The sequence below is a fragment of the Candidatus Hydrogenedentota bacterium genome (assembly GCA_035416745.1).
Lineage (GTDB): Bacteria > Hydrogenedentota > Hydrogenedentia > Hydrogenedentales > SLHB01 > UBA2224.
The window spans coordinates 1-22,019 of record DAOLNV010000003.1; the positions used below are offsets into that span (position 1 = coordinate 1).

The 22,019-nt window shown below is 60.1% G+C and carries 19 protein-coding genes and 1 pseudogene; 11 read left to right on the forward strand and 9 right to left on the reverse strand.

Annotated elements, in window-relative coordinates; translation table 11 throughout:
* Positions 1-146: 146 nt before the first annotated feature.
* From PLJ71_01950 to PLJ71_01965, 4 genes are all read left to right on the forward strand, one after another.
* On the forward strand, positions 147-1,097 hold the full coding sequence (locus tag PLJ71_01950) for a TIM barrel protein (protein ID HQM47416.1): 951 nt from the start codon (positions 147-149) through the stop codon (positions 1,095-1,097).
* Between the two features lie 27 nt (positions 1,098-1,124).
* Positions 1,125-1,964 (forward strand): sugar phosphate isomerase/epimerase, encoded by an 840-nt coding sequence (locus PLJ71_01955; protein ID HQM47417.1) that lies wholly within the window; start codon positions 1,125-1,127, stop codon positions 1,962-1,964.
* A 69-nt stretch (positions 1,965-2,033) separates the two neighbouring features.
* Positions 2,034-4,241: a penicillin acylase family protein gene (locus PLJ71_01960; protein ID HQM47418.1), complete on the forward strand. Its 2,208-nt coding sequence runs from the start codon at positions 2,034-2,036 to the stop codon at positions 4,239-4,241.
* Positions 4,238-5,266, forward strand: a complete 1,029-nt coding sequence (locus PLJ71_01965) for a phosphotransferase (GenBank protein HQM47419.1) — start codon at positions 4,238-4,240, stop codon at positions 5,264-5,266. Before PLJ71_01960 ends, PLJ71_01965 begins: the two co-directional genes overlap by 4 nt.
* A gap of 76 nt (positions 5,267-5,342) precedes the next feature.
* Here the strand turns inward: PLJ71_01965 and PLJ71_01970 are convergent, their stop codons facing one another.
* From PLJ71_01970 to PLJ71_01980, 3 genes are all read right to left on the reverse strand, one after another.
* The gene (locus PLJ71_01970; protein HQM47420.1) at positions 5,343-6,206 is read right to left on the reverse strand and encodes a glycerophosphodiester phosphodiesterase family protein; all 864 of its coding nucleotides are present in this window, start codon (positions 6,204-6,206) and stop codon (positions 5,343-5,345) included.
* A gap of 22 nt (positions 6,207-6,228) precedes the next feature.
* Positions 6,229-6,981, reverse strand: a complete 753-nt coding sequence (locus PLJ71_01975; GenBank protein ID HQM47421.1) for an HAD hydrolase family protein — start codon at positions 6,979-6,981, stop codon at positions 6,229-6,231.
* A gap of 237 nt (positions 6,982-7,218) precedes the next feature.
* Entirely contained in the window at positions 7,219-7,482 is a 264-nt protein-coding gene (locus tag PLJ71_01980; GenBank protein HQM47422.1) for an RNA-binding protein, read from the reverse strand.
* Positions 7,483-7,759: 277 nt separating this feature from the next.
* Here PLJ71_01980 and PLJ71_01985 point away from each other — a divergent pair, with 277 nt between their 5' ends.
* Together PLJ71_01985 and PLJ71_01990 are read left to right on the forward strand one after the other, a co-directional pair.
* Complete coding sequence (locus PLJ71_01985) at positions 7,760-9,274, forward strand: hypothetical protein (GenBank protein ID HQM47423.1); 1,515 nt, start codon at positions 7,760-7,762, stop codon at positions 9,272-9,274.
* A 233-nt stretch (positions 9,275-9,507) separates the two neighbouring features.
* Positions 9,508-10,056 (forward strand): GNAT family N-acetyltransferase, encoded by a 549-nt coding sequence (locus tag PLJ71_01990; GenBank protein ID HQM47424.1) that lies wholly within the window; start codon positions 9,508-9,510, stop codon positions 10,054-10,056.
* A 66-nt stretch (positions 10,057-10,122) separates the two neighbouring features.
* Here the strand turns inward: PLJ71_01990 and PLJ71_01995 are convergent, their stop codons facing one another.
* The gene (locus PLJ71_01995) at positions 10,123-11,169 is read right to left on the reverse strand and encodes a hypothetical protein (protein ID HQM47425.1); all 1,047 of its coding nucleotides are present in this window, start codon (positions 11,167-11,169) and stop codon (positions 10,123-10,125) included.
* 299 nt (positions 11,170-11,468) lie between these two features.
* On the opposite strand from PLJ71_01995, the gene PLJ71_02000 reads away from it, so the two are divergent.
* The 5 genes and pseudogenes from PLJ71_02000 (at position 11,469) to PLJ71_02020 (ending at position 18,985) form a co-directional block, all read left to right on the forward strand.
* Complete coding sequence (locus PLJ71_02000; protein ID HQM47426.1) at positions 11,469-12,965, forward strand: sulfatase-like hydrolase/transferase; 1,497 nt, start codon at positions 11,469-11,471, stop codon at positions 12,963-12,965.
* Positions 12,966-13,068: 103 nt separating this feature from the next.
* A pseudogene (locus PLJ71_02005) lies at positions 13,069-13,492 on the forward strand (GxxExxY protein).
* Between the two features lie 114 nt (positions 13,493-13,606).
* Entirely contained in the window at positions 13,607-14,695 is a 1,089-nt protein-coding gene (locus tag PLJ71_02010; protein ID HQM47427.1) for a uroporphyrinogen decarboxylase family protein, read from the forward strand.
* 32 nt (positions 14,696-14,727) lie between these two features.
* Positions 14,728-15,402, forward strand: coding sequence for a cobalamin-dependent protein (locus tag PLJ71_02015; GenBank protein HQM47428.1), 675 nt, complete (start codon positions 14,728-14,730; stop codon positions 15,400-15,402).
* Between the two features lie 223 nt (positions 15,403-15,625).
* Positions 15,626-18,985 (forward strand): NPCBM/NEW2 domain-containing protein, encoded by a 3,360-nt coding sequence (locus tag PLJ71_02020; GenBank protein ID HQM47429.1) that lies wholly within the window; start codon positions 15,626-15,628, stop codon positions 18,983-18,985.
* Here PLJ71_02020 and PLJ71_02025 read toward each other — a convergent pair whose 3' ends face one another.
* From PLJ71_02025 to PLJ71_02045, 5 genes are all read right to left on the reverse strand, one after another.
* Positions 18,986-20,245 (reverse strand): hypothetical protein, encoded by a 1,260-nt coding sequence (locus PLJ71_02025; protein ID HQM47430.1) that lies wholly within the window; start codon positions 20,243-20,245, stop codon positions 18,986-18,988.
* Between the two features lie 13 nt (positions 20,246-20,258).
* Complete coding sequence (locus tag PLJ71_02030) at positions 20,259-20,474, reverse strand: hypothetical protein (GenBank protein ID HQM47431.1); 216 nt, start codon at positions 20,472-20,474, stop codon at positions 20,259-20,261.
* Between the two features lies 1 nt (position 20,475).
* Complete coding sequence (locus tag PLJ71_02035) at positions 20,476-21,054, reverse strand: Rnf-Nqr domain containing protein (protein ID HQM47432.1); 579 nt, start codon at positions 21,052-21,054, stop codon at positions 20,476-20,478.
* Positions 21,055-21,063: 9 nt separating this feature from the next.
* Positions 21,064-21,696 (reverse strand): electron transport complex subunit E, encoded by a 633-nt coding sequence (locus PLJ71_02040; GenBank protein HQM47433.1) that lies wholly within the window; start codon positions 21,694-21,696, stop codon positions 21,064-21,066.
* Positions 21,696-22,019: FMN-binding protein (locus PLJ71_02045; GenBank protein HQM47434.1), on the reverse strand; the 324-nt coding region annotated here is incomplete at its 5' end. The genes PLJ71_02045 and PLJ71_02040, both read right to left, overlap by 1 nt.

The window sequence follows — 22,019 nt, forward strand, 5'->3', positions numbered from 1 at the left end:
GCATGGCGCAAGGATACCACTCGTGATTTTACGAGGCAATGGCGCGCCGGGCGGAGGGCGCGGGGCGGATTTTGACGTACCGTCACGCGATCGGTACCATAAACATGCCTTGTCGCAATGGAAAGGCGGGATGGAAACCGAATACCATGAATATTTCGCTCGGGATCAACACTGGTTTCGCGATCAACCGGTTTCCGCGTCCTGAAGACTGGATTCCGGTTGTATCCCAGGAACTTGGGCTGGACACGGTTCAGTTCACGGCGGACCTGTTGAACCCCTTTTTGCCGGATTCGTTGATTGAGCGGGATGTTGCGCGCATTCGGGAATTGTGCGGCCGCTCGGGTATTCGAGTGGAAACCGCTTTCACCTCGGCGTTTACGCGTGTGAACCATGTGCTGCACCCGGACTTGGAGATGCGGCGCGTCTGGCTGGGGTGGCTGAAGCGGTTCATCGACATCTCGGCGGCTCTTGGCGCGTCTGGGATGGGGAGCCACTTCGGCATCATGTCGGTGCACGACAATGCGGAGCCTGAGCTGCGTGAGGAGCGCATCGCGGGGGGCGTTGCGGCGTGGCGCGAGCTATCCGAACACGCGGCTTCGCGTGGCCTTGACTACGTGATGTTCGAGCCGATGTCGATTCCGCGCGAGGTGGGAGAAACGATAACCGCAACCCGCGGCATTCTTGACCGCTGCACGGAAGGTTTCGCGGTTCCCATGCGGTTGTGTCTGGATGTGGACCACGGTGATCTCGAGTCGTCTGAGCCACGAGACACGGACCCGCACGCCTGGATTCGCGCTTTTGCGGGGGAGATCGCGTGCATTCATGTCAAACAGAGCGTGCGTGACAAAGGGGGGCATTATCCGTTCACTCGGGAATTCAATGAGCAGGGCAAGATCGTGCCGGAGGAGATCATCGGCACCATGGCATCGGCAGGCATCGAGGATTGCACGCTCTTGCTCGAGATCTCGCATCGTGAGCGCTGGCCGGCGGAGTACCGCGTGCTCCATGATCTGAAGGCTTCGGTGGCCTACTGGAAGCGGGCGCTCGAAGCCGCCGCGGCGCGCAAGCAAGATGTGCCCGGCGGCGGGTTCGTATAGCGCGGGTAGAGACAAGGGGAAGGAATTGTGAATATCGTAATGCACAGTTACACGTTCAGGACCTATCCGCTCGAGGAAGCGTTTCGGGCGGCCCGCCAATTCGGATGGGGCGGGATTGAATTGCAGCCGTGCCATTTCAATCTGGAAAACATCGCTGCGGAGTTGCCCCGCTGCATAGAGGTGGGGAAATCCTACGGCGTACCGATCGTGTGCGTGGATTTCGGCGGTGATTTCATCAACGAGAATCCACAGGTGGTTGCAGAATCAGTCGCGGCTGTCGAGATGGTGATCGAGACGTGCGCGCGGTATGGCGTGCATCTCATAAACGGAGGCGTGGGCTCGTTGAGCGTGCACCCGACGGATTACGGTCAGAACGGTTCGGCGCTGGCGAAAGAGGCCCATTACGAGCGTGCCGCGGATGCTTTCCGGCACCTGGGACCTTTCGCGGGCGAGCGCGGTGTGCGGATTGTGTTCGAGATTCATATGAATACGATTCACGACACTGTTGCGTCGACGGTGAGGCTGCTCGACAAGATCGGCTGCGACAACGTGATGGCGAACCCCGATCCCGGCAACATGTTCAGCACGAGCACGGCCGAGCACGAGCCCGAAGCCCTCGATAAACTTGCCGGACGCGTAGGCTATTTTCACTTCAAGAACTGCTATCTTCACGCCGGACAGTACAGTTACAGCGTGAAACTGGCCGACGGGCACATCGACCTGAACCGGTACGTTCAAAAGCTGGTCGAGCTTGGGTATGATGACAACGTATGTGTGGAATACTGCGGCGCGGGTGACCCCCACGCCGCCGCGGAAGAGGATATCAAGTACCTGCGGGCATGCCTCAGCAGAGCCTGCAAGGGCTGAAGGCACCGTGTGACGCCGGTCGTGGGGAATATCGGCGGCAAAGTGAGACAACGGGAGGAGAGGACACCCATGAAAGTGACGATATGCCGACTCGGACTGTTCTTGATGCTCGCGATATTCATCGCGGCCGGCTGCGGCGAGAAGCAGCAAGCCGGCATTGAAGCTCCACCGGAACGCCTGCCGGAGACCGCGACGCCTCCGGCCGAAGTCGCGGCGCCTGAAGCGGCGCCTGCTCCCGAAGCGAACGTGTCCGAGGCGACCATCTATCGTACAAAGTGGGGTGTACCACACATTTATTCGGATTCCCTGGAGGCCGCCATGTACGCGTTCGGATATGCGCAGTCCGAGGATCGTCTAGAGGACATTTTCAGAAATGCGCGCATGGCGTTGGGCCGCATGTCGGAAGCGTTCGGAGAAGAGCACAGCGAGCTTGACTATATGCTGCGGGTATTCCAGAACCCGGAGGTATCTCAGCGGGCGTATGAACACGGTCCGGAACGCATTCGCATGATCTGCGACGCCTATATGGCAGGCATTGAGGCTTACGCCGCGGAGCATCCGGAACGGGTTCCCGAGTACGCTTTAGAACTGGAACCGTGGCACTGCATCGCCATAGGCCGCACCATGATTCTGCAATGGCCGTTAGGGACCATTCAGGACGACTTGAGTAACCGCAAACAGAACCCCGGGCGCGGGTCGAACGGATGGGCTATTTCCCCGAGCCGCTCGGCGGACAAGTGCGCCATCATCCTCACCGACCCGCACCTGACGTGGCGGGATATTCAAGTGTTTTACGAAGCGCGGATCAAAGCCGAAGAGATCGATATAAATGGCCATTTCATTGTGGGCGCTCCGATGTTGGGACTGGGCCATAACGCCAACGTTGGCTGGGCATGCACTACCGGGGGACCGGACACATCCGATGTGTATGAATTGAAAGTCAACCCGGAGAACCCGCTCCAGTACGAACTCGACGGCGAATGGAAACAGGCCGAGCTCCAGATGATCCAATTTGACGTGAAAGGCGCGGAGCCTTTCCAGCGGCCTGCCGTTTACACGGAGTGGGGTCCTTACGTGACCGAGCCGGAAAACGGCGTTGGGTATGCGGGAGCGACGCCCTATATGACCTCCGAGGGATTGCTCGACCAGATGTATCACATGTGCACGGCGCAGAGTTGCGAGGATTTCTACGCCGCGCTGGGCATGAACGAGTTCATGGAACAGAATCTGATCTTCGGGGACACGCAGGGCAACATTCAGTACGTGCGGACGGGCCGTACGCCCATCCGTCCCGACGGGTACACCTGGTCGGCGCCGGTGCCGGGCAATACCACGGCCACAAGATGGCTGGGCATTACCGACATTGCCGACCTGGTCCAGGTGAAGAATCCCCCATGCGGCTATATGCAAAACTGCAACATAAGTCCGGCGTTAATGTTTCCGCACTCGCCGATGACGCCGGACAAGTATCCGGATTACATCTTCAATGTTTCCTGGGACTCGATGAATCCGCGCGGAAAACGGGCACTGCAACTTCTTGGCGCGGACGATTCGGTCACCGAGGAAGATGCGATCGCGATTGCGATGCAGGTTTACGATCTTCTGGCGGAGCCGTGGCAGAAGGCACTCAAGGCGGCGGTGGACGCTGCGGGCCAGGAATACATGGCAGATCCGGATTACAAGACCGCGGTTGATTCCATGCTGGCGTGGGACGGGAATTTCCGGGCCGAGAGCAAAGGCGCGCCGATCATGAAATTCTGGCGGCTTCGTTGCGAGAGTGCGGTAGACGTGCAGGCCATTGCCGAGGGCAGGGAGCTGTCGCCCGCGGATTTGGCTTCTCTCGCCAGCCTGTTGAAGGAGACCGTGGCGGAATTGAAGCAACAATATGGGACGATCGACCTTGCCTATGGCGATATTCACGTGCTGGGCCGGGGCGATATCTACGTGGGGTGCGGCAGCGCGGACTTTGGCGGCGGCCCCAACAAGAGCAACAAGACCGAGACCCTGCGCGATGTTTCATTCCGCGAGAGTGACGAGATGCCGGGCAAGTACGTGGCGCAAAATGGCTCGGTGGCCATGATGCTCATGTTCATGCACCCGGACGGCGTCAAATCGTTCAGCGTGGTGCCGTGGGGGAATAGCAACGACCCGAAATCGCCGCACTACATGGACCAGGGCCGTGAATTGTACAGCCAGTTGAGATTCAAGGAGACATGCTTCAAGAAGGAGGACCTTCTGAAGAACGTCGAGTCCGAGAAGGTGGTAACATATCCGTGACGGCATCCGAGCAGGTAGAGAATCAGCAACCGCAAGTGCAGGGGCGTGAAGCACTGGCCCGGGTGATTCGCGAATTCTACGATGTGGGTTTCGTTGAGTTGCCTGTGCCGGTGCCGCTGGCGCACCAGCGCCGCCATCGAAAGCTTATGGTGACGACCGGCGCGGGCAAGTTCCTGATCAAGACATACAAACGGGACCCTTACGTATTGGATGCCCTGCGTTTTCAGCACCGGTTATCGCAACATCTCGATGATAACGGGCTGCCTGTAGCGCGCATCCTGGCGTCGCGGAATGGCAAGAAGATCGTGGAAGGCGACGATTGGGCGTTGGAACTGCAGGAGTTCGTCGATGGCACACCTATGGAGGTGACTTCCGAGACGCTGGCTATATCGGCGCATGCCCTCGGGCAGATGCACAACGCATGCCGCGATTTTCCGCGACCGGAACGGGATGCCCGGATGTGGCGGTTCAGCGAGGTGCCCCGAACGCTGTTCGCGCAGCTCTTCGAAATGGCCAAAGCCACGGGCAAAGAAGACAAAGTTACCGAGGAGTGCAATCAAATCGCCCTGTTTCTGCGCGACGCCGCCCAGGAATTGAGTTTCGAAGCGCGGAACCGGTTTGAAACAGGGCTCATTCACGGCGACTGGCACGGAGGCAATCTGATATTCAAGGAAGGACGGCTGCAGGCAATCGTGGACCTGGAGTTCGCGGGCGACGGATGCTTTCTGGAAGACCTGGCATACGGCGTCTCGAACCTGTGCGTCCGCACGACCATGAAACCCGAACGTCTGGCCAAGCGCACCGATATCATGCTCACCAATTACCAGAAGCACCGGAATATCTCGCCGTATGAACAAGTGGCCCTGTATTACGCAGTGGGCGTGAAACACGTAGCGACGGTTTCGTATCAGGCGCTGCAGACCAACGGCGTGGTGGCGGGTTACTCGGCGCGGTCGTGGATGGAGCGCCTGGCCAACCAATGCAAGTGGCTTTCCGAGCGGGCGCACGGCGTCCGGTGGGGATAGTATCTGGCGCAAATCGGGGACACGCAGCCGCGCCGGGGACGGCGCTTGGCACATGTCCCCGGTTTCAACATGTGCATCACTTTTCTCGCGGCCCGGATTGTTCCGAACCGCCTGTTCCCGGCTGCGCGTTCTCTTTCTGTTTGTCGCGCTCTTTCAACAGCGTTACGAGCTTTTCCGGATGGTCTGTCTGGATGCCGTCTGTATTCCACGCGAAAGCCTGTTCCCAGCAGGACGGGTCACTCTCATCGGCGATTACGATGGCGCCCGCCTCGTGACAGCGCTTCACGAAGGTCTCCGAATGGTGCTTCCAGACCGAGGCAACAATTCTCGGGCGAAGGTCGTCGAGAACCTGCTGGAGGTTCGTTTCGGGTCCCGGGTCGGGCATAATGATACACTCAGGGCAGGCCTCGCGGATTTTCTCGAGCTTCCACGGCGGCGCGTACCATAACACGTGGCGTTCCATGCCGTAATCTTTGACCAGCTTCAACAGGGCTTCCCAGGAACCCTCTTTGAAGTCCATGTAGATGCCCATTTTGCCTTTGCACAGCGCGAGGATCTCGTTGAGCGTGGGGATGCGCGTGCCCACCCAATCGGGGCCCACCCGCGCGCCGATGTCGAACGCCTTCAATTCGGCCAGGCTGAAATCGGCCACGCGGCCTTTGGCTCCCTCGGCGTAAGAATCGATAGTGCTGTTGTGCACGCTGACGAAATGCCCGTCTTTGGTTTCCCGTGCGTCAACCTCGACGAAATCGACGCCGAGCTCGATGGCTTTCTGGTAGGCGGGCAGCGAGTTTTCGGGAATGCCTTCATGCGCCCCGCGGTGCGCGACTACGTACACCCCGCCGTGACGGGGCGGGGGGAGGACGGGTTTGGCGGAGTCCGCCCCTGCGAAGGCAGTAAAGGCCACGACACACAAGGCAAGCATCGCGCTTATCCGCATTTCGTCACCCTCCATGTGGTTCTCAGACGCGCTGCATCTGCGGCAGCGCGAGAATATCAAGCAGACCCGCAATGGTCGGCTCGGGGGAAACGTAGTCCGCAACGGCCTTGATTTCCGCATGTGCGTTCGCGGGACATGCGAAGAAGCCTACCGCTTCGCGGAGGGGCAGATCGCCCACGGTGTCGCCAACCCCGGCGACCTCGCCCCGGCTCACGCCCAGCTCTTCGAGAAGGGCCCGCAACGTGCTTCCTTTGTCGACGCCCGCCAGCGAAATGTTCAGGTAATAGTGGGAACAGTTAATGATCAGGTCGGGGCCATGCTTGCGCGCAAATTGCTCGACACGCGGCTGCATCTCGCGCAGGATTGCGGGCTCCTTCGAAAACACCGACAGCTGGGCTTCCTTGCCGAATTGCATTACTGCTTCGGGATGTGACCGCAAGAGTTCGGTTTCGATGAAATTGCGGACGGCGCGCAGACCCTGGATTTTCTCGGGCGTCACGCCGGGACCGACCCGCGCCCAGTTGTCGTGAAGCGAATACAATACCGCCCCGTTCTCGCAAATCACCGGTGCGCGGATATCAAGGAGTTTCATCAACACCTCTGCGTAGGGCTGGGGACGCCCTGTGCAGAGGGTCAGGGGCGCCAGACTGCTCTCGCCTGCTGACGCGGCCCGTGACAGCCGCGCAAATTCGAAGAACAGGTCCAGATCCCATGGGATGGACTCCTCGGGGCTGACGCACCCGTCCAAATCGGTGATGATCCACTTAACGGACATGTGATCACGGCCTCATCTTGTTGCGATGGTCCCGGTAGCGCGCCGGTGAATGCAGTGTTATGGGCGAATCAGACCGGTTTTGTCAACCCGGCCGCGAAATTGACGCCGCCGACACAAGGGGCCGGGTGGTCCGTTTTGGCGGTCACTCAGGCGCGAATTCTTCCCCGCAAAAAACAAAACCGGACCCCCTCATTTCCGGGAACCCGGCCTCAATGCTTGCGATGGCGGAATAGATGCTTAGTAGCGGGAACGGCGGTCTTCTTTCGGACGCGCTTCGTTGACTTTCAGGGCGCGTCCCTGCATATCGGCGCCGTTCATGGCTTCGATGGCGGCTTTGGCTTCGCTGCCATTCGGCATCTCGACGAACCCGAATCCGCGGGAGCGGTTTTCGACGCGGTCGAAAACCACCCGTGCCGCGCTCACGGTGCCATACGGCTCGAAGGCCTGGCGCAGTTGGTCATCGGTTGTCGTGTACGACAGATTTCCCACATAGATGTTCATCAAGGCTTCCTTTCTTACATTGAGACTTGTCCGGATGGTCGTAGCAGAGACAGAAGGCAGATCAGCCCTGATGCATGCAGTCGGAAATCGCCAACACGCGGAGGGATATGAAATCTTGCTCGACTTGGTCTACTATCCACGAACTCCGAAACCCACGCTGTTACCGGCATTAGGATACCATACAACGGCTTCTTTGCCAAGGGGGAAGTGACTTTTGTTATATTTACGGCTCAACGGTCCTGAAAAGGCAATCGCTACGGATGGAAAGGGTTCAACAATGATAGCCCGTCTGGTGGTCATGTTTGCGGGAGGCCTGCTCGTGCTTTCCCTGCCGGTGTGGGGTGCGGTGTCGCCGTTTGACGTGGGGAGCCGCTCGCAGTTGTTTGTAGACACGGTGCTGGTGGATGACTCGGATAACGTGGCGTTCACGTTACACCCGGCACGCGAGCACCCCGAGAATCCGATCTTGAAAGCCGATCAGCCGTGGGAAGGCTGGAGGGTCGAGATTTTCGGGAACGTGATCTATGACGAGCAGGAAAAGCTCTTCAAGATGTGGTACTACGCCGAGGAGGAGGAGGGTTTTCCCGCCTTGGGCATGTATTACGCGACAAGCCAGGATGGGGTGCACTGGGATAAACCGCTCATCGGCGAAGTCAAGTCGCCAAAACATGCTCAGCACAACGTCATTGCCGATGGCATTTTGTTGCCGTCGGTCATCAAGGACGTCAAAGACCCCGACCCGGCACGCCGGTACAAGATGATCGGTTACGATTACGGCGCCAAGGGCCGGGGCTATGGGTATCATACGTGGATCTCGCCGGACGGTATCCATTGGAACCCGTTCAGCGAGACGCCCATTGCACCGGGCGCGGACGTTATCACCGGGTACTTCGACGAAGGCCGCGGGCAATATGTCGCCTTCCCGAAGATTGCCCACAATGTGCGGGGATTTGACCGGCGCGTGTTCTGGCTGACGACGAGTGCCGATTTCGTGACGTGGTCGGAGCCGCAACTGGTCTTCACGCCGGACCTCCGGGACGACGCGGGCTGCCTGGCGCGCATCGAGGAGGTGCGGCCGGTCCTGGACGTGCCGGATGAGCCGGCGCTTATCCGGACCGAGTTCTACGGCATCGGGGCGTATCCGGCGGAGTCGTGCACACTTGCCTTCGTCTGGATGTTTACGGTCAGCAATAATGCGCGCTACGGCAACCAGGAAGGCCCCGGCGAATTGCAGTTGGCTTCTTCGCGCGACCTTGTCAATTGGGAACGCCCGTTCCGCCAGCCTTGCGTCCCACGGGGCAAGACGGGCGAGTGGGACTGCGGCTTCTTTGGAACCCAGTCGCGCGCCCTTCGGGTGGGGGATGAGGTCTGGTTGTATTACGGGGGTTCGAACTACACCCACGGCACGCCGTGCCTGTACCGCGCGGAAGGCACGGGGCGGAAAACGCAGTACACCGGCTCGCTCGGCCTGGCCATCTGGCAGCTGGACCGGTTCGTGTCCGTCGATGCACCGGCGGAAGGCGGGAGCCTGACCACGGTTCCGGTCGTATTTGCGGGCGGGCGCATGGAGGTCAACGCACGGGTATCGGGGTCTCTGAAGGTGGCGCTGTGCGATGCCTCGGGGAAGCCGTATCCTGGTTTCGAAGCGTCTGACGAGGTACAGGGCGACAACCTCCGTCATGCCGTTGTCTGGGGCGGCAGTGGCGATGTGTCGTCTCTCCAAGGCAAACCAGTTGTGGTGCGGTTCACGATGCGCGACGCGGAGCTGTTCGCGTTTGCGTTTCGGGAGTAGCAGCACCGCAGCTTGCACATTTGCCGGGCCCGCAAACGGTGTTGGATCCGCCTTCGGGATTCGAGAGATGCGCCGCCCGGGTCTCATGTTGCCGCTGGTGCGCTGCCTTGATCCGTGCGGGATTGCAGCGGAGAATGGAATTGCTGCGGGTTTTCCCTGTCGCCGGTGTTGGATGGGTTTGCCCAGTTTGGCAGAGGCTTCCGGGAATGTCTTGGTAGTAGGGACAGAATAAAATGAAGGTTGAAGACGATATTGCCGGCCACGCGGCGCTGATACGGCCTACGGTTGCGTTGGAAACGGCTTTTCTCGAAGCCGCGTGGGAATATCGCAACGTGGAGGAAGAACTTGACCCGGGGTTTCCGGTCTATTGGACGTCGCCGTTCGACGCATACGTGGGGCAGCTCGAGGCTCTGGTTAGCGGGAAGCACATGCCCGTTTCGATGGTTCCGGCGGACACATTCTGGCTGGTGAGTCCCGAGATGCGGTTTCTCGGGATGAGCCGTTTACGCCACCGGCTGACCCGGCAGCTTCGTATCGAAGGAGGCCACATTGGCTACACTATCCGGCCTTCGGAGCGGCGCAAAGGTTACGGCACCCGATTGTGCGCCCTCACGGTTGAGGAAGCTCGCAAAACCGGGCGTTTCAAGCGCCTTCTCATCACGTGCGATACCAACAATACCGGTTCGGCCCGCATCATCGAGAAGAACGGCGGGGTGTTGGAGAATTACGTTGTGTCGCCCCGGGGAGGCTACCAGGTCTCGAGGTACTGGGTGACCTTGTAGAAGACGGCGGCCATACACCTTTCGCGCCATTGTTACCCGCTTGCGCCCGCGTCGCGCCGCCGTCAGTCAAAAATCAATGGCGCTTAAGCCCGGGATGGACGACTCCAGCGGGATGGTCTCGATACTGGTGGCGCCGAGCTTGGCCAGCTCGTAGCGCACCTTGGGAAGGGGCAGGTCGAGGCTGTCAGTCTTCATCTCGATGCTGTATTCGGTGTAGTTCACCCCTTCGTTAACCGTGGGCTCTTCGCCGAACAGGTGATTCTCGCGAAGGTACCCGAGAATCTTGTCCGAGTCTTGCTTCCTGGTATTGAACGTGAGCAGGACCTTGTCTTCGGCGTAAATGGACCCGTACAGGTTGAGAAGGAACATGCGGGCGATGTCGTATTTCGCAGGAGCGCCGCGCAAAGCCGGACTGGCCCAGATGCCCGCCTCCGAAGTCATGATCTCATCGAGGATGCACAGGCCGTAGCTTTGGATGGCGCCGCCCGTCTGCGTGGTCTCAAGGCCGAAATCCACGGACTTGTTCTTGACCTTGGCCTCCGTTTTGCCCCAGGTTTCGTAAATGACGATGCCGCTCTTGATGCGCGGCGGGGTCTTGAATTTCTGGACGGAGAAGTCTTTGTGCGATTCCCCGAACCCCAGAGCGTTCGCCTTGTTCTGGAACCATTCGAGCGCCAGATACGGCATCTCCGAGACCATGGTGACCACCGGTTTGGTTGACAAGAGGTTTTTCAGCCACACGTCGCCCCGGCCGGCGTTTTCTTCGGTGCTGATGATAACGATGCGCACTTTTCCACGCTCAAGCGACAGCACCTTTTTCAGCGCTATGTCCTGGCCGTATTCGTACTTAAGTTCCAGCGTGCGCTCGCGGACCCAGTCGTCGCCGCCGATGGCGATGTCTATTTCGCCCACGGCGAGCTGGGAGCCGAACTCCTGGGGCCGGCCGTCCCATCCCACGAGAAAGACGGTCAGTGGGAAGGTGCTTGGTCCGCCCCTATCGTATCCGCGGGTTGGAAATCCCGCACGTTTGAGCAACTCGACGAGACTCCCGCCGCGGCTGGGGTCTGCCAAAGACCCGGCCGGAAGACCTACGATCAACTGTGTTTCTCTCATGACGCGCCTCTATCCTATTGATAATTGCAGTCTTGTGGAGGAAGAGAATCTCTTTATACGCGTTTGACCCTGTCGAGATCAAGGCAGCAGAGGCTTTCTTGAACAAACCCTTGCCGGCCGGTACTCTGGAGACACCTTGAACATGCGCATTCAGCCGGGACGCTGTCCGGGACATGGTGTGCGCGCATCGTACGGCCTGACGTCTTTAGCGCAAATATGCGCAGTGGGGCCGGAAGAAACTCGCGGGCCGGGCCGGGAGCGTCCGGGTTACAGCACTGAAAGCCGGACAGGGAAGAGCGATGAAACACGACATTCGGAAGCATGTAGAATCTCGGCGCGCATTCATTCAGAGCGTTGGGCTCGCGGCCGCGGCGGCAGGATGCGTGGGCGCGCGGCGTGTCGAGGCTCAAACGGCCGCCGTGCATGAGGGCACCGCAGAAACCGGCGGACAGCCCAATATCCTGTTCATTTTCACTGATCAGCAGCGCTGGGATACCGTGTCGGCGTACGGCGACAATATGGGTCGCGCACTAGACCTTTCGCCGAACCTGGACGCGATGGCGGCCGAGGGCGTGCTGTTCGAGAATGCTTTTTCGTGCCAGCCGGTATGCGGACCCACGCGGGCGTGTCTGCAAACGGGGCTATTTGCCACCGAGACAGGGTGCTGGCGCAACGGCATTGCGCTGCCTCTGGATGCCGTGACCTTGCCCCGGCTGCTGCGTCCGGCGGGTTACGAGGCCGGATACATTGGCAAGTGGCATCTTGCGTCCACTCCGCCGAAAACCGTCCATCACGACAAGCCCGTTCCGCCCGAGTATCGGGGGGGATACGAGGACTACTGGCTGGCCTCGGATGTGCTCGAGTACACCTCGCACAGCTACGATGGGCACATGTTTGACCGAGACGGGAAGAGTGTTGAGTTTCCGAAGAACCGCTACCGGGTCGACGCGGTGACGGATTTCGCGGTCGACTACCTGCGGAGCCGGAAGAGAGACAAACCCTTCTTTCTATTTCTCTCGTATATCGAGCCGCACCATCAGAACGACCACAAGCATTTCGAGGGGCCTGCGGGGTCGAAGGAGAAATACAGGGAGTACCCCGTTCCGGGCGACCTCGAGGGAGTCGATGGCGACTGGAAAGAGGAGCTTCCCGATTACCTGGGGTGCTGCGGGAGTCTCGACGGCGCGGTGGGCCGGTTGCGCGGCGAACTGCAGGCCCTGGGCGTCGCCGGGAACACGCTCGTCATCTACACGAGCGACCACGCGTGTCATTTTCGTACCAGGAACAGCGAGTACAAGAGGTCGTGCCACGAAAGTTCGATACATGTGCCGATGATTATGTGCGGCCCGGGGTTCATGGGCGGCAAACGCGTGCGGGAGCTCGTCAGCCTCATCGATGTGCCGCCCACGGTTGTAACGGCCGGGGGCGCCGAACCGCCCGCTCAGATGCAGGGGCATGCGCTCCAGCCGCTGGTAGCGGGAACTGCCAGGGACTGGCAGGACGACGTATTTGTTCAGATCAGCGAGAGCCAGACCGGCCGGGCCATCCGTACAAACCGCTGGAAGTACGCGGTGCGGGCGCCGGGCAAGTATGACAACCAGACCGGCGGGTCATCGGACCTGTACGCGGAGGATTTCCTCTACGATCTCGAGGCGGACTCTCATGAGTGCACCAATCTGGTTCGCGAGCCTGCTTTCGCCGGTGTGCGCGAAGAAATGAAGGGGCGTCTGTTGAAGCGTATGGCCCAGGCCCATGAAAAGACTCCCGAGATCGCGCCCGCCCCAATCGCCAGATAGGAAAGTCCTTGCTGGAGGGATCTTATTGTCTCCATAACAACAAGAACGAACTCACACGGAGACACAGGGAACACGAAGATCGAATCGGCCGAAACAGAATAAGATGGGAAGCATCATTGTGGATTGCGTGGTGGCGCTTCATCAAGAGACGGGTCCCGGGCTGTTGGAAACAGTGTACGAAGCGGTGCTTGCATGCGATTTGGAAGCCCGGGGTCTGCGCGTGGCACGTCGCGTTCCCATCCCCATCGAGCTTCGCGGGCTCCGGTTCGACGAAGGGTTTCGTGCAAACCTCGTCGTGGAGGATAACCGTTCTTGTGGAACTCAAATCCGTGGAGAAGGTCACGAAGGCGCGCCATAAGCATGTGTTGACCTATCTGCGGTTGACGGGTATCAGACTCGGCTATCTACTCAACTTCGGCGAGGCGTTGATGAGGGACGGCATTTCCCGCATCATAGACGGAGACGTTGAGGGAATTTCGCTTCGCCGCGGGCTCCATTTCTTCCGCGTCCTTTGTGCCTCTGTGTGAGTTTCTCCAATTGTTGTGTTATCCGGCGGTCTGGGTGCCCGTTTTTCGTTGCTTTCAGGCGTGTTTTTGTGTTATGACACCCGGGAATTCGCGAGCCTTCGGAGACCAATCCCCATGACATTGACGGGCGCTGAACGTATCGCCAATATCCTCCGGCGGAAACCGGTGGACCGCATCGGCCTTTTCGAGCATTTCTGGGGAGATACACAGAAGAAGTGGACCCGCGAAGGCCATTTGAAGGAGGGCGAATCCCTCGCCGACCATTTTGATTTCGACATTGAAACCGGCGGCTGGTTCAATATGACCGCTGACTTGGATTTCGAGCCTGTTGTGGTGGAGGAGACCCAGGACACGATTCTCACGCGCGACGGCAACGGGGCGCTGTTGCGCCGCCACAAACACCACGACGCCACTCCCGAACACGTCGATTTTCTGGTTAAAGATCGTACCGGCTGGGAGGCACATATCAAACCGTTGTTGAAACCGGACGTGCGGCGCACCGATTTTACCGCGTATCGCGAGGCCAAACGCCACGCCGCTGAGAAACAACGCTTCTTCTGCTGGGGCGGTACCAATGTGTTCGAACTCATGCATCCCGTGTGCGGACATCAATACATGCTCATGGGCATGGCGGTAGACCCCGACTGGGTGAAAGACATGGTCGGGACGTTCGCGGACCTGGTCATCGCCATGATGGAAATACTCTTCGGTGCGGAGGGCTGGCCCGATGGCGTCTGGTTTTACGAGGACATGGGGTTCAAGGGACGGCCATTTATGTCGGCGGACATGTACCGCGAAATCATTCAGCCCGGGCATAAGAAGACCATTGATTTCATCAAGAGCCGGGGCGTGCCGGTCATCATGCACTCCTGCGGATATGTCGAGCCGCTGGTGCCGGGAATGATCGAAGCGGGCATCGATTGCCTGCAAGTCATTGAAGTCAAGGCGGGCATGGACCTTGTCAAGCTTTACAGGGATTTCGGCGATCGGTTATCCTTCATGGGGGGGATGGATGTTCGCGTTCTCTACGCGAACGACACGTCCCGGATCGATGCGGAATTGCGCGCGAAGATCCCCGTGGTAAAAGCCAACTACGGCTACGTGCTCCATTCGGATCACTCGATCCCGGATCAGGTGGAGTACGACAGTTATCGGTATTTCACCCGGAAGGGTTTGGAGCTGGGCTCCTACAACGGCAGTTAAGGCGAAGTCGGATTCGCAAAGAGGAGACGGAAATGTCCGAGGAACTGTTGCAACAACTGGCTGTTTGCGTCGAGCGCGGCAAAGTCAATCAGGCCTCGCCGTATCCACCCGACATGAAGGGCAAGGACGGCGCGGACGAGTTGGCGAAGAAAGCCCTTGAACAAGGCATTTCGCCGAACGATGTGCTTGAGAAAGCCCTGATTGTAGGCATGGGCAACATCGGCAAGAAATTCAGCGCAAATCAGGTGTTCGTGCCGGACGTGCTCATGGCTGCCAAGGCAATGAGTGCCGCGATGGCCCACCTGAAACCGTTCCTGGATTCCGGTCAAGTCAAGACCAAGGGCACCTTTGTAATCGGTACGGTCCAGGGCGACCTGCACGACATCGGCAAGAACCTGGTCTGCATGGTCATGGAGGGGGGCGGCTGGAAGGTGGTCGATCTCGGCGTGGATGTGTCTCCCGAGAAGTTCCTGGCGGCCGTCAAGGAGAATCCGGGCGCGGCCGTGGGGCTCAGCGCCTTGCTCACCACGACAATGGTCAACATGGAAAAGACCGTGAAACTCGTAAAGGACCAGGTGCCGGGTACCACGGTCGTCGTTGGCGGCGCGCCGCTCACACAGGAATTCGCCAACAAGATCGGGGCGGACGCCTATTCGCCCGATCCTCAGGGCGCGTTGGATTATCTCAATATCAACGTCGCCGCATAGGCGCGGGTCACACGAGTTTGCTACGGCGGACGCGGTCCTTTTCCGAAGGGAAGGGGCCGCGCTGTTGTGTGTTGGAGTGGCCGAGTGTAGTCGCTTCATACAGTCCGCCCGGCGCGGCTCGAGTTGATTCGAACAACATTTCCCACGATACTCTGCAGTGTGACACTTTCTTCTCGCTAAGAGCGTTCACTGCCTGAAGTCCGGAGGCAATGGAGACCGGTATATGCATTACACCACTTGCATTCGTTACGTCTTGCTCGCGGTCCTTGTGCCGGCCGCTTCGGGGGCCGCGCCAGGGGCGGATGTTTCTCCACAGCCGGCCGGAACGGAAGTCGTCTACGTGAGCGACATCTGGAGCGAGCTGGAGCCGGACCATGCGCAAGCTTGGGGCGCCCTTGGGCTCAACACCGCGACAAAACCGCCGGATGGCCGCCAACCATCGGTGCTAAAAGTGGGCGAGCAGACGTATGAGAAGGGGCTGGGCACGCATGCTGCCGCCGCGACTGAGATTGTGTTGCGGAGCGATTTCATCAGGTTTGAGGCGGAAGCCGGCATCCAACGCCAGGGCGGCGGGCGGGGCAGCGTTGTGTTTGAGGTGTACGTGGACGGCGAGAAGCGCGCCTCCGTCGGGCCGCTCAGCGACGATGCCCCGCCACAGCCCATCTCAGTGGACGTGAAGGGCGGGCGCGTGTTGCGTCTGGTCACGCTTGACGGCGGAGACGGTATCGGCTGCGACGTGGCCAACTGGCTCAATGCCCGCTTTGTGCTCGATCCGAACACGCCGGACGTCGGCGAGCCGGCCGTGACGCTCATGGGACAGAGTGCCCCGCCTCCCAGTGCGGGCGTGTGCGGATTCTCATTACTCGCCCCGGATACTGCTGGCCCGCAACTTGCCTCGTTTGGCGAGGACGGTTTGGCCGCGTGCGTTCGCGAGGGCGAGGCCGCCGAGCTGGCCGTACCGGTTTTCAATGTTCCTCAGGGCGCTTGTGTGCAAGCGGAGATTTCGGCGGAGGGAGAGGGCGGCGCGCGCGTTGTTGTGGCCCTGGGGGGGAGTAGAGCCGAGCACGAACTCAACGGCGGCGCTTCCGCGCATGTTTCCGTCGGCGCACAGGCCGGGAACGAATCCCTTCTTACCCTGAATTTCGCCGGGACGGCCGGGGAGAGTCTGGTGCGCGTTGAGCACGTGCGTCTTTCGTTCGGCGGTACGGACTACCCGTTGCGCGTCATGCCTTCTCCGCCCCGCGAGCAAGCGGCCCCGCCGCGTGTTCTGCCTGCCCTTCGGCCGGGAATGGAGACCGCGCTTGTCGAATGGGACTGGCGTCTCCAGGACGGGATAGGCGCCGAGCGCGAGGCTGCCGGTTATGCTGTGGCTATCGAGCGCCTGCTTCAACGGGGCGGCGCCCTTCTCGAAGACCTCAGCGGCGCGGGCGCGTCGCTGGCCTCCGAGACGGCGCAATGGCAGGAACTGAAGCACCAATTCGAGGCGCTTGCCAGCGCAGGGACTCCCGAGGACGATCGCCGGTGGGAAACGCTGTGGCGCCAGGCGCACCGTCTTCGCCGCGGCATCGTCTTCGCCAATCCTCTGGCCGATGTCGGCCCCCTCCTGTTCGTGAAACACGTGCCCTCGTATTTCAGCCACCAGTTGACGCAGTACTACGGCCGGTGCGCGCGGGGCGGCGGCGGCGTGTACGTGTTGGATGCGCCGGGCAAGTCGATGGACTGCCGCGAATTGGTGTCGCGCCAGTTGCCGTTGGGGAGCTATATGCATCCCGAGATCGTGTATGACGCCAGCCGCATCCTTTTCGCGTATTGTGAGGTGCCTTTCGACCCCTACGACAGTATCCGCGAACAGTGTTACGACCGTTACTATCACCTGTACGAGGTGCGCCCCGACGGGACGGGGTTGCGTCAGATCACCGAGGGCCCCTACGACGATTTTTCGCCGCGTGAGCTGCCGGACGGCCACCTGATGTTCATCTCGACCCGCCGCGGCGGGTACCACCGGTGCGGACGGGGTCCGTGCCACGTGTATACCCTTGCTCTCGCCCAAGGGGACGGCTCAAACCCGCGCACCGTCTCGTATCACGAAACTCAGGAGTGGGATCCTGCGGTCCTGGCCGATGGACGTGTCATCTATACCCGGTGGGACTACGTGGACCGCAACGCGGTTCACTACCAGCAGCTCTGGTCGGTGCGCCCGGACGGTACCGGCCCGGCCATTTATTACGGCAACAACACGTTCAACCCGGTAGGCGTGTGGGAAGCGTGGCAGGTGCCTGATTCGCCATATGTCATGGCCACGGCCGCCGCGCACCATGCCATGACCGCCGGCTCCATCATTCTGCTTGATACGACACGCGGAGTAGATGGTCTCGAACCCATCACACGGCTCACGCCCGATGCGCCGTTCCCCGAAAGCGAAACTCGTGTGCTTCCCACTAACTGGCACGCTCCGGGGAGTCCGAAAGAATACGAGACGCCCGAGGAGGCGCGCCGCTGGCCAGGCCACTGTTACCGCAGCCCCTACCCCCTTTCTGAGAGGTACTTCCTGGCCGCGTACAGTTTCGACCCGCTCATCGGCGAACCCGCCGGCAACAATCCCAACATGTTTGGCCTGTATATCGTCGATGCCTTCGGAAACAAGGAACTGATCTACCGCGACCTCAACATCTCGAGTCAATGGCCTGTGCCCTTGCGGCCGCGGTCTCGCCCTCCAGTTATCCCGTCCACATGCGATGCGCAGTTGGGCAACGAAGGCACGTTCTTCCTTCAGGACGTGTACGCGGGCGACCCGCGCCTTCCGGAGGGAGCCGTCACGCGCTTGCGCATCGTCCAGGTCCTGCCCAAGACCACGCCTCACGCGAATCAGCCCGCCGTGGGATTCGCCAATGCCTCGCCGGGAAAGCAAGTCCTGGGCACTGTGCCAGTGGAAGCGGATGGGTCCGCGTATTTTCGCGCGCCGGCGGGCATCCCCCTGGCGTTCCAGGCCCTTGACGAGATGGGCCGCGCCGTGCAGATCATGCGGAGCATCACCTATCTTCAGCCAGGGGAAAAGGCATCGTGCGCCGGGTGCCACGAGAACCGGCTGACGGCTCCGGCCGAGGTCTCGAAGCGCCTCGCGATGCGCCGGCCCCCGTCTCAGATCCAGCCGGGACCCGATGGCTCGAATCCACTGAGTTACCCGCTGCTTGTTCAGCCAGTCCTCGACAAACACTGCGTGGCTTGCCACGGCGGAGAAAAGCCAGCAGGCCCCGAAGGGCAGCCCATCGTCCTGACTGGCGAGCCCGACGGGCTCTACAGCAAGTCGTATAACATCCTTGCCAAACGCATACCGTTTTCGTCGTGGGCGGGTTTGGAGGAAAATGGAGAACCTCTCACGCAACCCTGCCGGTTCGGCGCGCGGGGCAGTCAGTTGATGAACATGATTCTCAAGGGCCATCACGAGGTGAAGCTGGACGGTGAAGAGATGGACCGTCTCGTCACGTGGATGGACGCCAACGCCCTGTTCTACGGAACGTTCGACCCGGAGGATCAGCAACGCCAGCTCCGCGGCGAGCGGATCGAGGGACCGGCGCTGCAGTAGCTATTCTGGTTTTGGCGCGTATACCATGGGTTGTGAGAACAGCGTCTCGCCCTGGGCGTCGTACGCTTTGACGCGCACAAAAGCCACGCCCGGCTGGCCGTCAGCGGTCTGAGGAACGCGAAACACCGCTGAAGGCTGCTCCACTTCAAGGGCCACGCCTGTTTCCGTGATGAAATTGATTCGGTTGGCGCCATTTGTCTCGACAGTCACCCGGTCCGGTTCCGCGGCGATTTTCGTAAACGCCAATCCCGAGCCGAGAAGGGCTCCGTAGAAGTGTCCTTTACGGTATGCGCGAAGACAGTCTTCTACCGTGAAGGCATCGACGAGCAGGATGTTGCGGCCCTGCCAGTCGCCGTCGGACGCGTTAATGCCGTGGTCCGGCACGAAGAATCCAAAACACTGCCGTCCCGTCGCGAGAACGGCATTCCAAAAGGTTTCATCTTCCGCACAGCTCTTCGATTCCTGCTGCAGCGCACACGTGTGATTGAACACCTCAATACCCAGTACACGCGGGTCAAAATCGAGCATCTCAATGACGTCTTCACGTGATAATTTCGACCAAACGGGATGATTAATCGTGACGCCGCCGCCATCGGGAACGATTAGCCCGCCCAGAATCAGGGCGAACGCTTCCTTCCACGGCCGGGCGACACCCATGGCATACCCGTGGTCGACAAGCTTGAACCTGTTCCGCGCATCGAAGTTGCCGCTGCGAAATGCCGACCCGGGCGCGCAGAGATGCAGTTGCGTATCCGTAAAACTGTGATGCTCCGCATTCGGGGCCTCAAGAATGTCACCCGGGATATTGGTGAAAACCTGCCCGCCCACCACAAACGGGATTTGGCTGCGTAAATCATCCGGAAGCCCTCCTGCCCAGCCCGTTTCAGGATCTTGCAGGACCGCGTTCCAATCGAACGGGCCGTTCTTGAATTCTCCCCGCACCATGACGCCATGCTCCTGGCCAGCCCGGAACTGATTTGTCCGAATATCCGCCAAGGGCCACCACGGAGCGCTGGGATAGTAGTTCGAGATCGTGAAGAAGCGAAGCCCATCTTCATAGGCGCGGTCCAGGGTCGCCTGTGTGCCGATATGGGCATGCGATGTACTGGCTACCCGCCGAACGGAATCCCATTGAACATCCGCGTATGGCACAGGATTGCGCGGCGGGACTCTTGCCGGAGTTGAGGGCTCCTCCGCGTACAGCGCACAGGCAGCAAAGAAGGTCAGCAACACGGGGAGATTTCGAAAGACGGCGGGCATGATAAGGCCTCCATCAGGGTTCTTGACGGCTGCCGTCCTTGTGTTCGTCTGCCACGTCGTCATTTGCATGCAACGTGCACGAGTCCCGCGAGATGCAGTGCGGACATTCGGAACGCGGGATGTTGCACTCTTCGGGGTAGGTCGTGGTGGCTGCCCACCGCTGGATCAAGACCCATCCGATGACCACGGCGGCCAACACGAGCGAAGCGATGGTCGCTTCGAGAAACACGTTATCCTCCGATGCCGGCAAAACCCATGAAAGCCAGCGACAGGATGCCCGCGAGCAAGAGACCAAGGGCCGCGCCTCTTACCACACTGGGAACGTCGGCAAGGTCAAGCTGTTCGCGCAGGCCCGACATGATGATCAGTGACAGCGTGAAGCCGACGCCCCCGCCGAACGAGAACGCGAAGGCCTGCGCGAAACTGTACTCGCGCATGGTCTGGAACAGCGCCACGGCCAGGATCGCGCAGTTGGTGGTGATCAGCGGAAGAAAGATGCCCAGGGCGCGAAACAGGGCCGGACTGAACTTCTTGATGAACATCTCGACCAGCTGGACCGCCGAGGCGATTACGGCGATGTAGCAGATCAGGCGAAGGTACTCGGCATGAAACCGAAGCAGCAGAACGTTGATCCCGTAGGCGCACGACGAACTGACCAGCATCACGAAGATAACCGCCAATCCCATGCGGAGGCCGGTGTCAATCTTCCCCGAAACCCCCAGGAACGGACAGATCCCCAGGAACATGCTCAACACGAAGTTGTTGACGATCGCCGCGTTAAACAAGATTTCCCACACGCTTTGGTCCATGGCAACCTCTTATTCCGCTTTCTTGAGCTTCCGAGCGCGCCGTTCGCGCAGCCAGTTGAAGAACAGGAGCCATGAGCCCAACGTGAAGAAGCCGCCGGGCGGCAATACCATCACGCTCCACGGCTCGAAATTGGGCCCGAACAACGGGATGCCGAGAATGGCGCCTTTGCCGATGATCTCGCGAACCGTACCCAGACACAACAAGGCGAAGGTGAACCCCACGCCCATGCCCAACGCGTCGACGGAGGACAACCAGACATTGTTTCGGGAGGCGAAGACTTCGGCGCGGGCCAGGATAATGCAGTTGACCACGATGAGCGGTATGAACACTCCCAGGGCTTGGTACAGGGGCAGGCTTATGTACTGCATCACGTAATCGACGATGGTAACCAACGTCGCGATGACGACGATGAAGGTCGCGATCCGGACCTCTTTCGGGACGAGCTTCCGAATGAGCGAGACCACCGCGCTCGACATGACCAGCACGAATATCGCACACGCGCCCATGGCGAGGGAGTTGATGACAGTGTTTGAAACCGCCATCGTCGGGCACATCCCGATGAGCATGACGAATACGGGATTCTCCCGCCACAAGCCCTTCATGAATTCATCCATGGTTGTTGCCGGATTGCCCTGTGCCATCAGGAAGTGCCTTTCTGCAGTTGGTCCAGGTGAGCTTGGATGAGGGGAACGGCTTCCTGGGCGCTGTTGTTCAGCATGCGCACCACGGCTTTGGACGATATCGTTGCCCCGGATATGCCCTCGACCTGCCAGGGGTCGCTCTTTTCGCCGTTCTTCGCGAATTCCACGTTGTGAGCCAGGCTGCCGCCATCGGCGTTCAATTCCAGCGAGATCGTGTCCTTGCTCGTATCGGAGCTGAAGAAATTGGCCAGGAATTCGGGATCGTTTCCGATCCGGTCGCCCAATCCGGGTGTCTCGCTGCTTTGGAGCACCATGAACCCGGT

Coding starts and splice junctions, on each gene's coding strand:
- PLJ71_01990 (HQM47424.1), top strand. CDS start 9,508: ATGAAGGTTGAAGACGATATTGCCGGCCACGCGGCGCTGATACGGCCT.
- PLJ71_01970 (HQM47420.1), bottom strand. CDS start 6,206: ATGCGGATAAGCGCGATGCTTGCCTTGTGTGTCGTGGCCTTTACTGCC.
- PLJ71_01985 (HQM47423.1), top strand. CDS start 7,760: ATGATAGCCCGTCTGGTGGTCATGTTTGCGGGAGGCCTGCTCGTGCTT.
- PLJ71_02040 (HQM47433.1), bottom strand. CDS start 21,696: ATGGCACAGGGCAATCCGGCAACAACCATGGATGAATTCATGAAGGGC.
- PLJ71_01995 (HQM47425.1), bottom strand. CDS start 11,169: ATGAGAGAAACACAGTTGATCGTAGGTCTTCCGGCCGGGTCTTTGGCA.
- PLJ71_02000 (HQM47426.1), top strand. CDS start 11,469: ATGAAACACGACATTCGGAAGCATGTAGAATCTCGGCGCGCATTCATT.
- PLJ71_01980 (HQM47422.1), bottom strand. CDS start 7,482: ATGAACATCTATGTGGGAAATCTGTCGTACACGACAACCGATGACCAA.
- PLJ71_01960 (HQM47418.1), top strand. CDS start 2,034: ATGAAAGTGACGATATGCCGACTCGGACTGTTCTTGATGCTCGCGATA.
- PLJ71_02025 (HQM47430.1), bottom strand. CDS start 20,245: ATGCCCGCCGTCTTTCGAAATCTCCCCGTGTTGCTGACCTTCTTTGCT.
- PLJ71_01975 (HQM47421.1), bottom strand. CDS start 6,981: ATGTCCGTTAAGTGGATCATCACCGATTTGGACGGGTGCGTCAGCCCC.
- PLJ71_02010 (HQM47427.1), top strand. CDS start 13,607: ATGACATTGACGGGCGCTGAACGTATCGCCAATATCCTCCGGCGGAAA.
- PLJ71_02015 (HQM47428.1), top strand. CDS start 14,728: ATGTCCGAGGAACTGTTGCAACAACTGGCTGTTTGCGTCGAGCGCGGC.
- PLJ71_02035 (HQM47432.1), bottom strand. CDS start 21,054: ATGGACCAAAGCGTGTGGGAAATCTTGTTTAACGCGGCGATCGTCAAC.
- PLJ71_01950 (HQM47416.1), top strand. CDS start 147: ATGAATATTTCGCTCGGGATCAACACTGGTTTCGCGATCAACCGGTTT.
- PLJ71_02020 (HQM47429.1), top strand. CDS start 15,626: ATGCATTACACCACTTGCATTCGTTACGTCTTGCTCGCGGTCCTTGTG.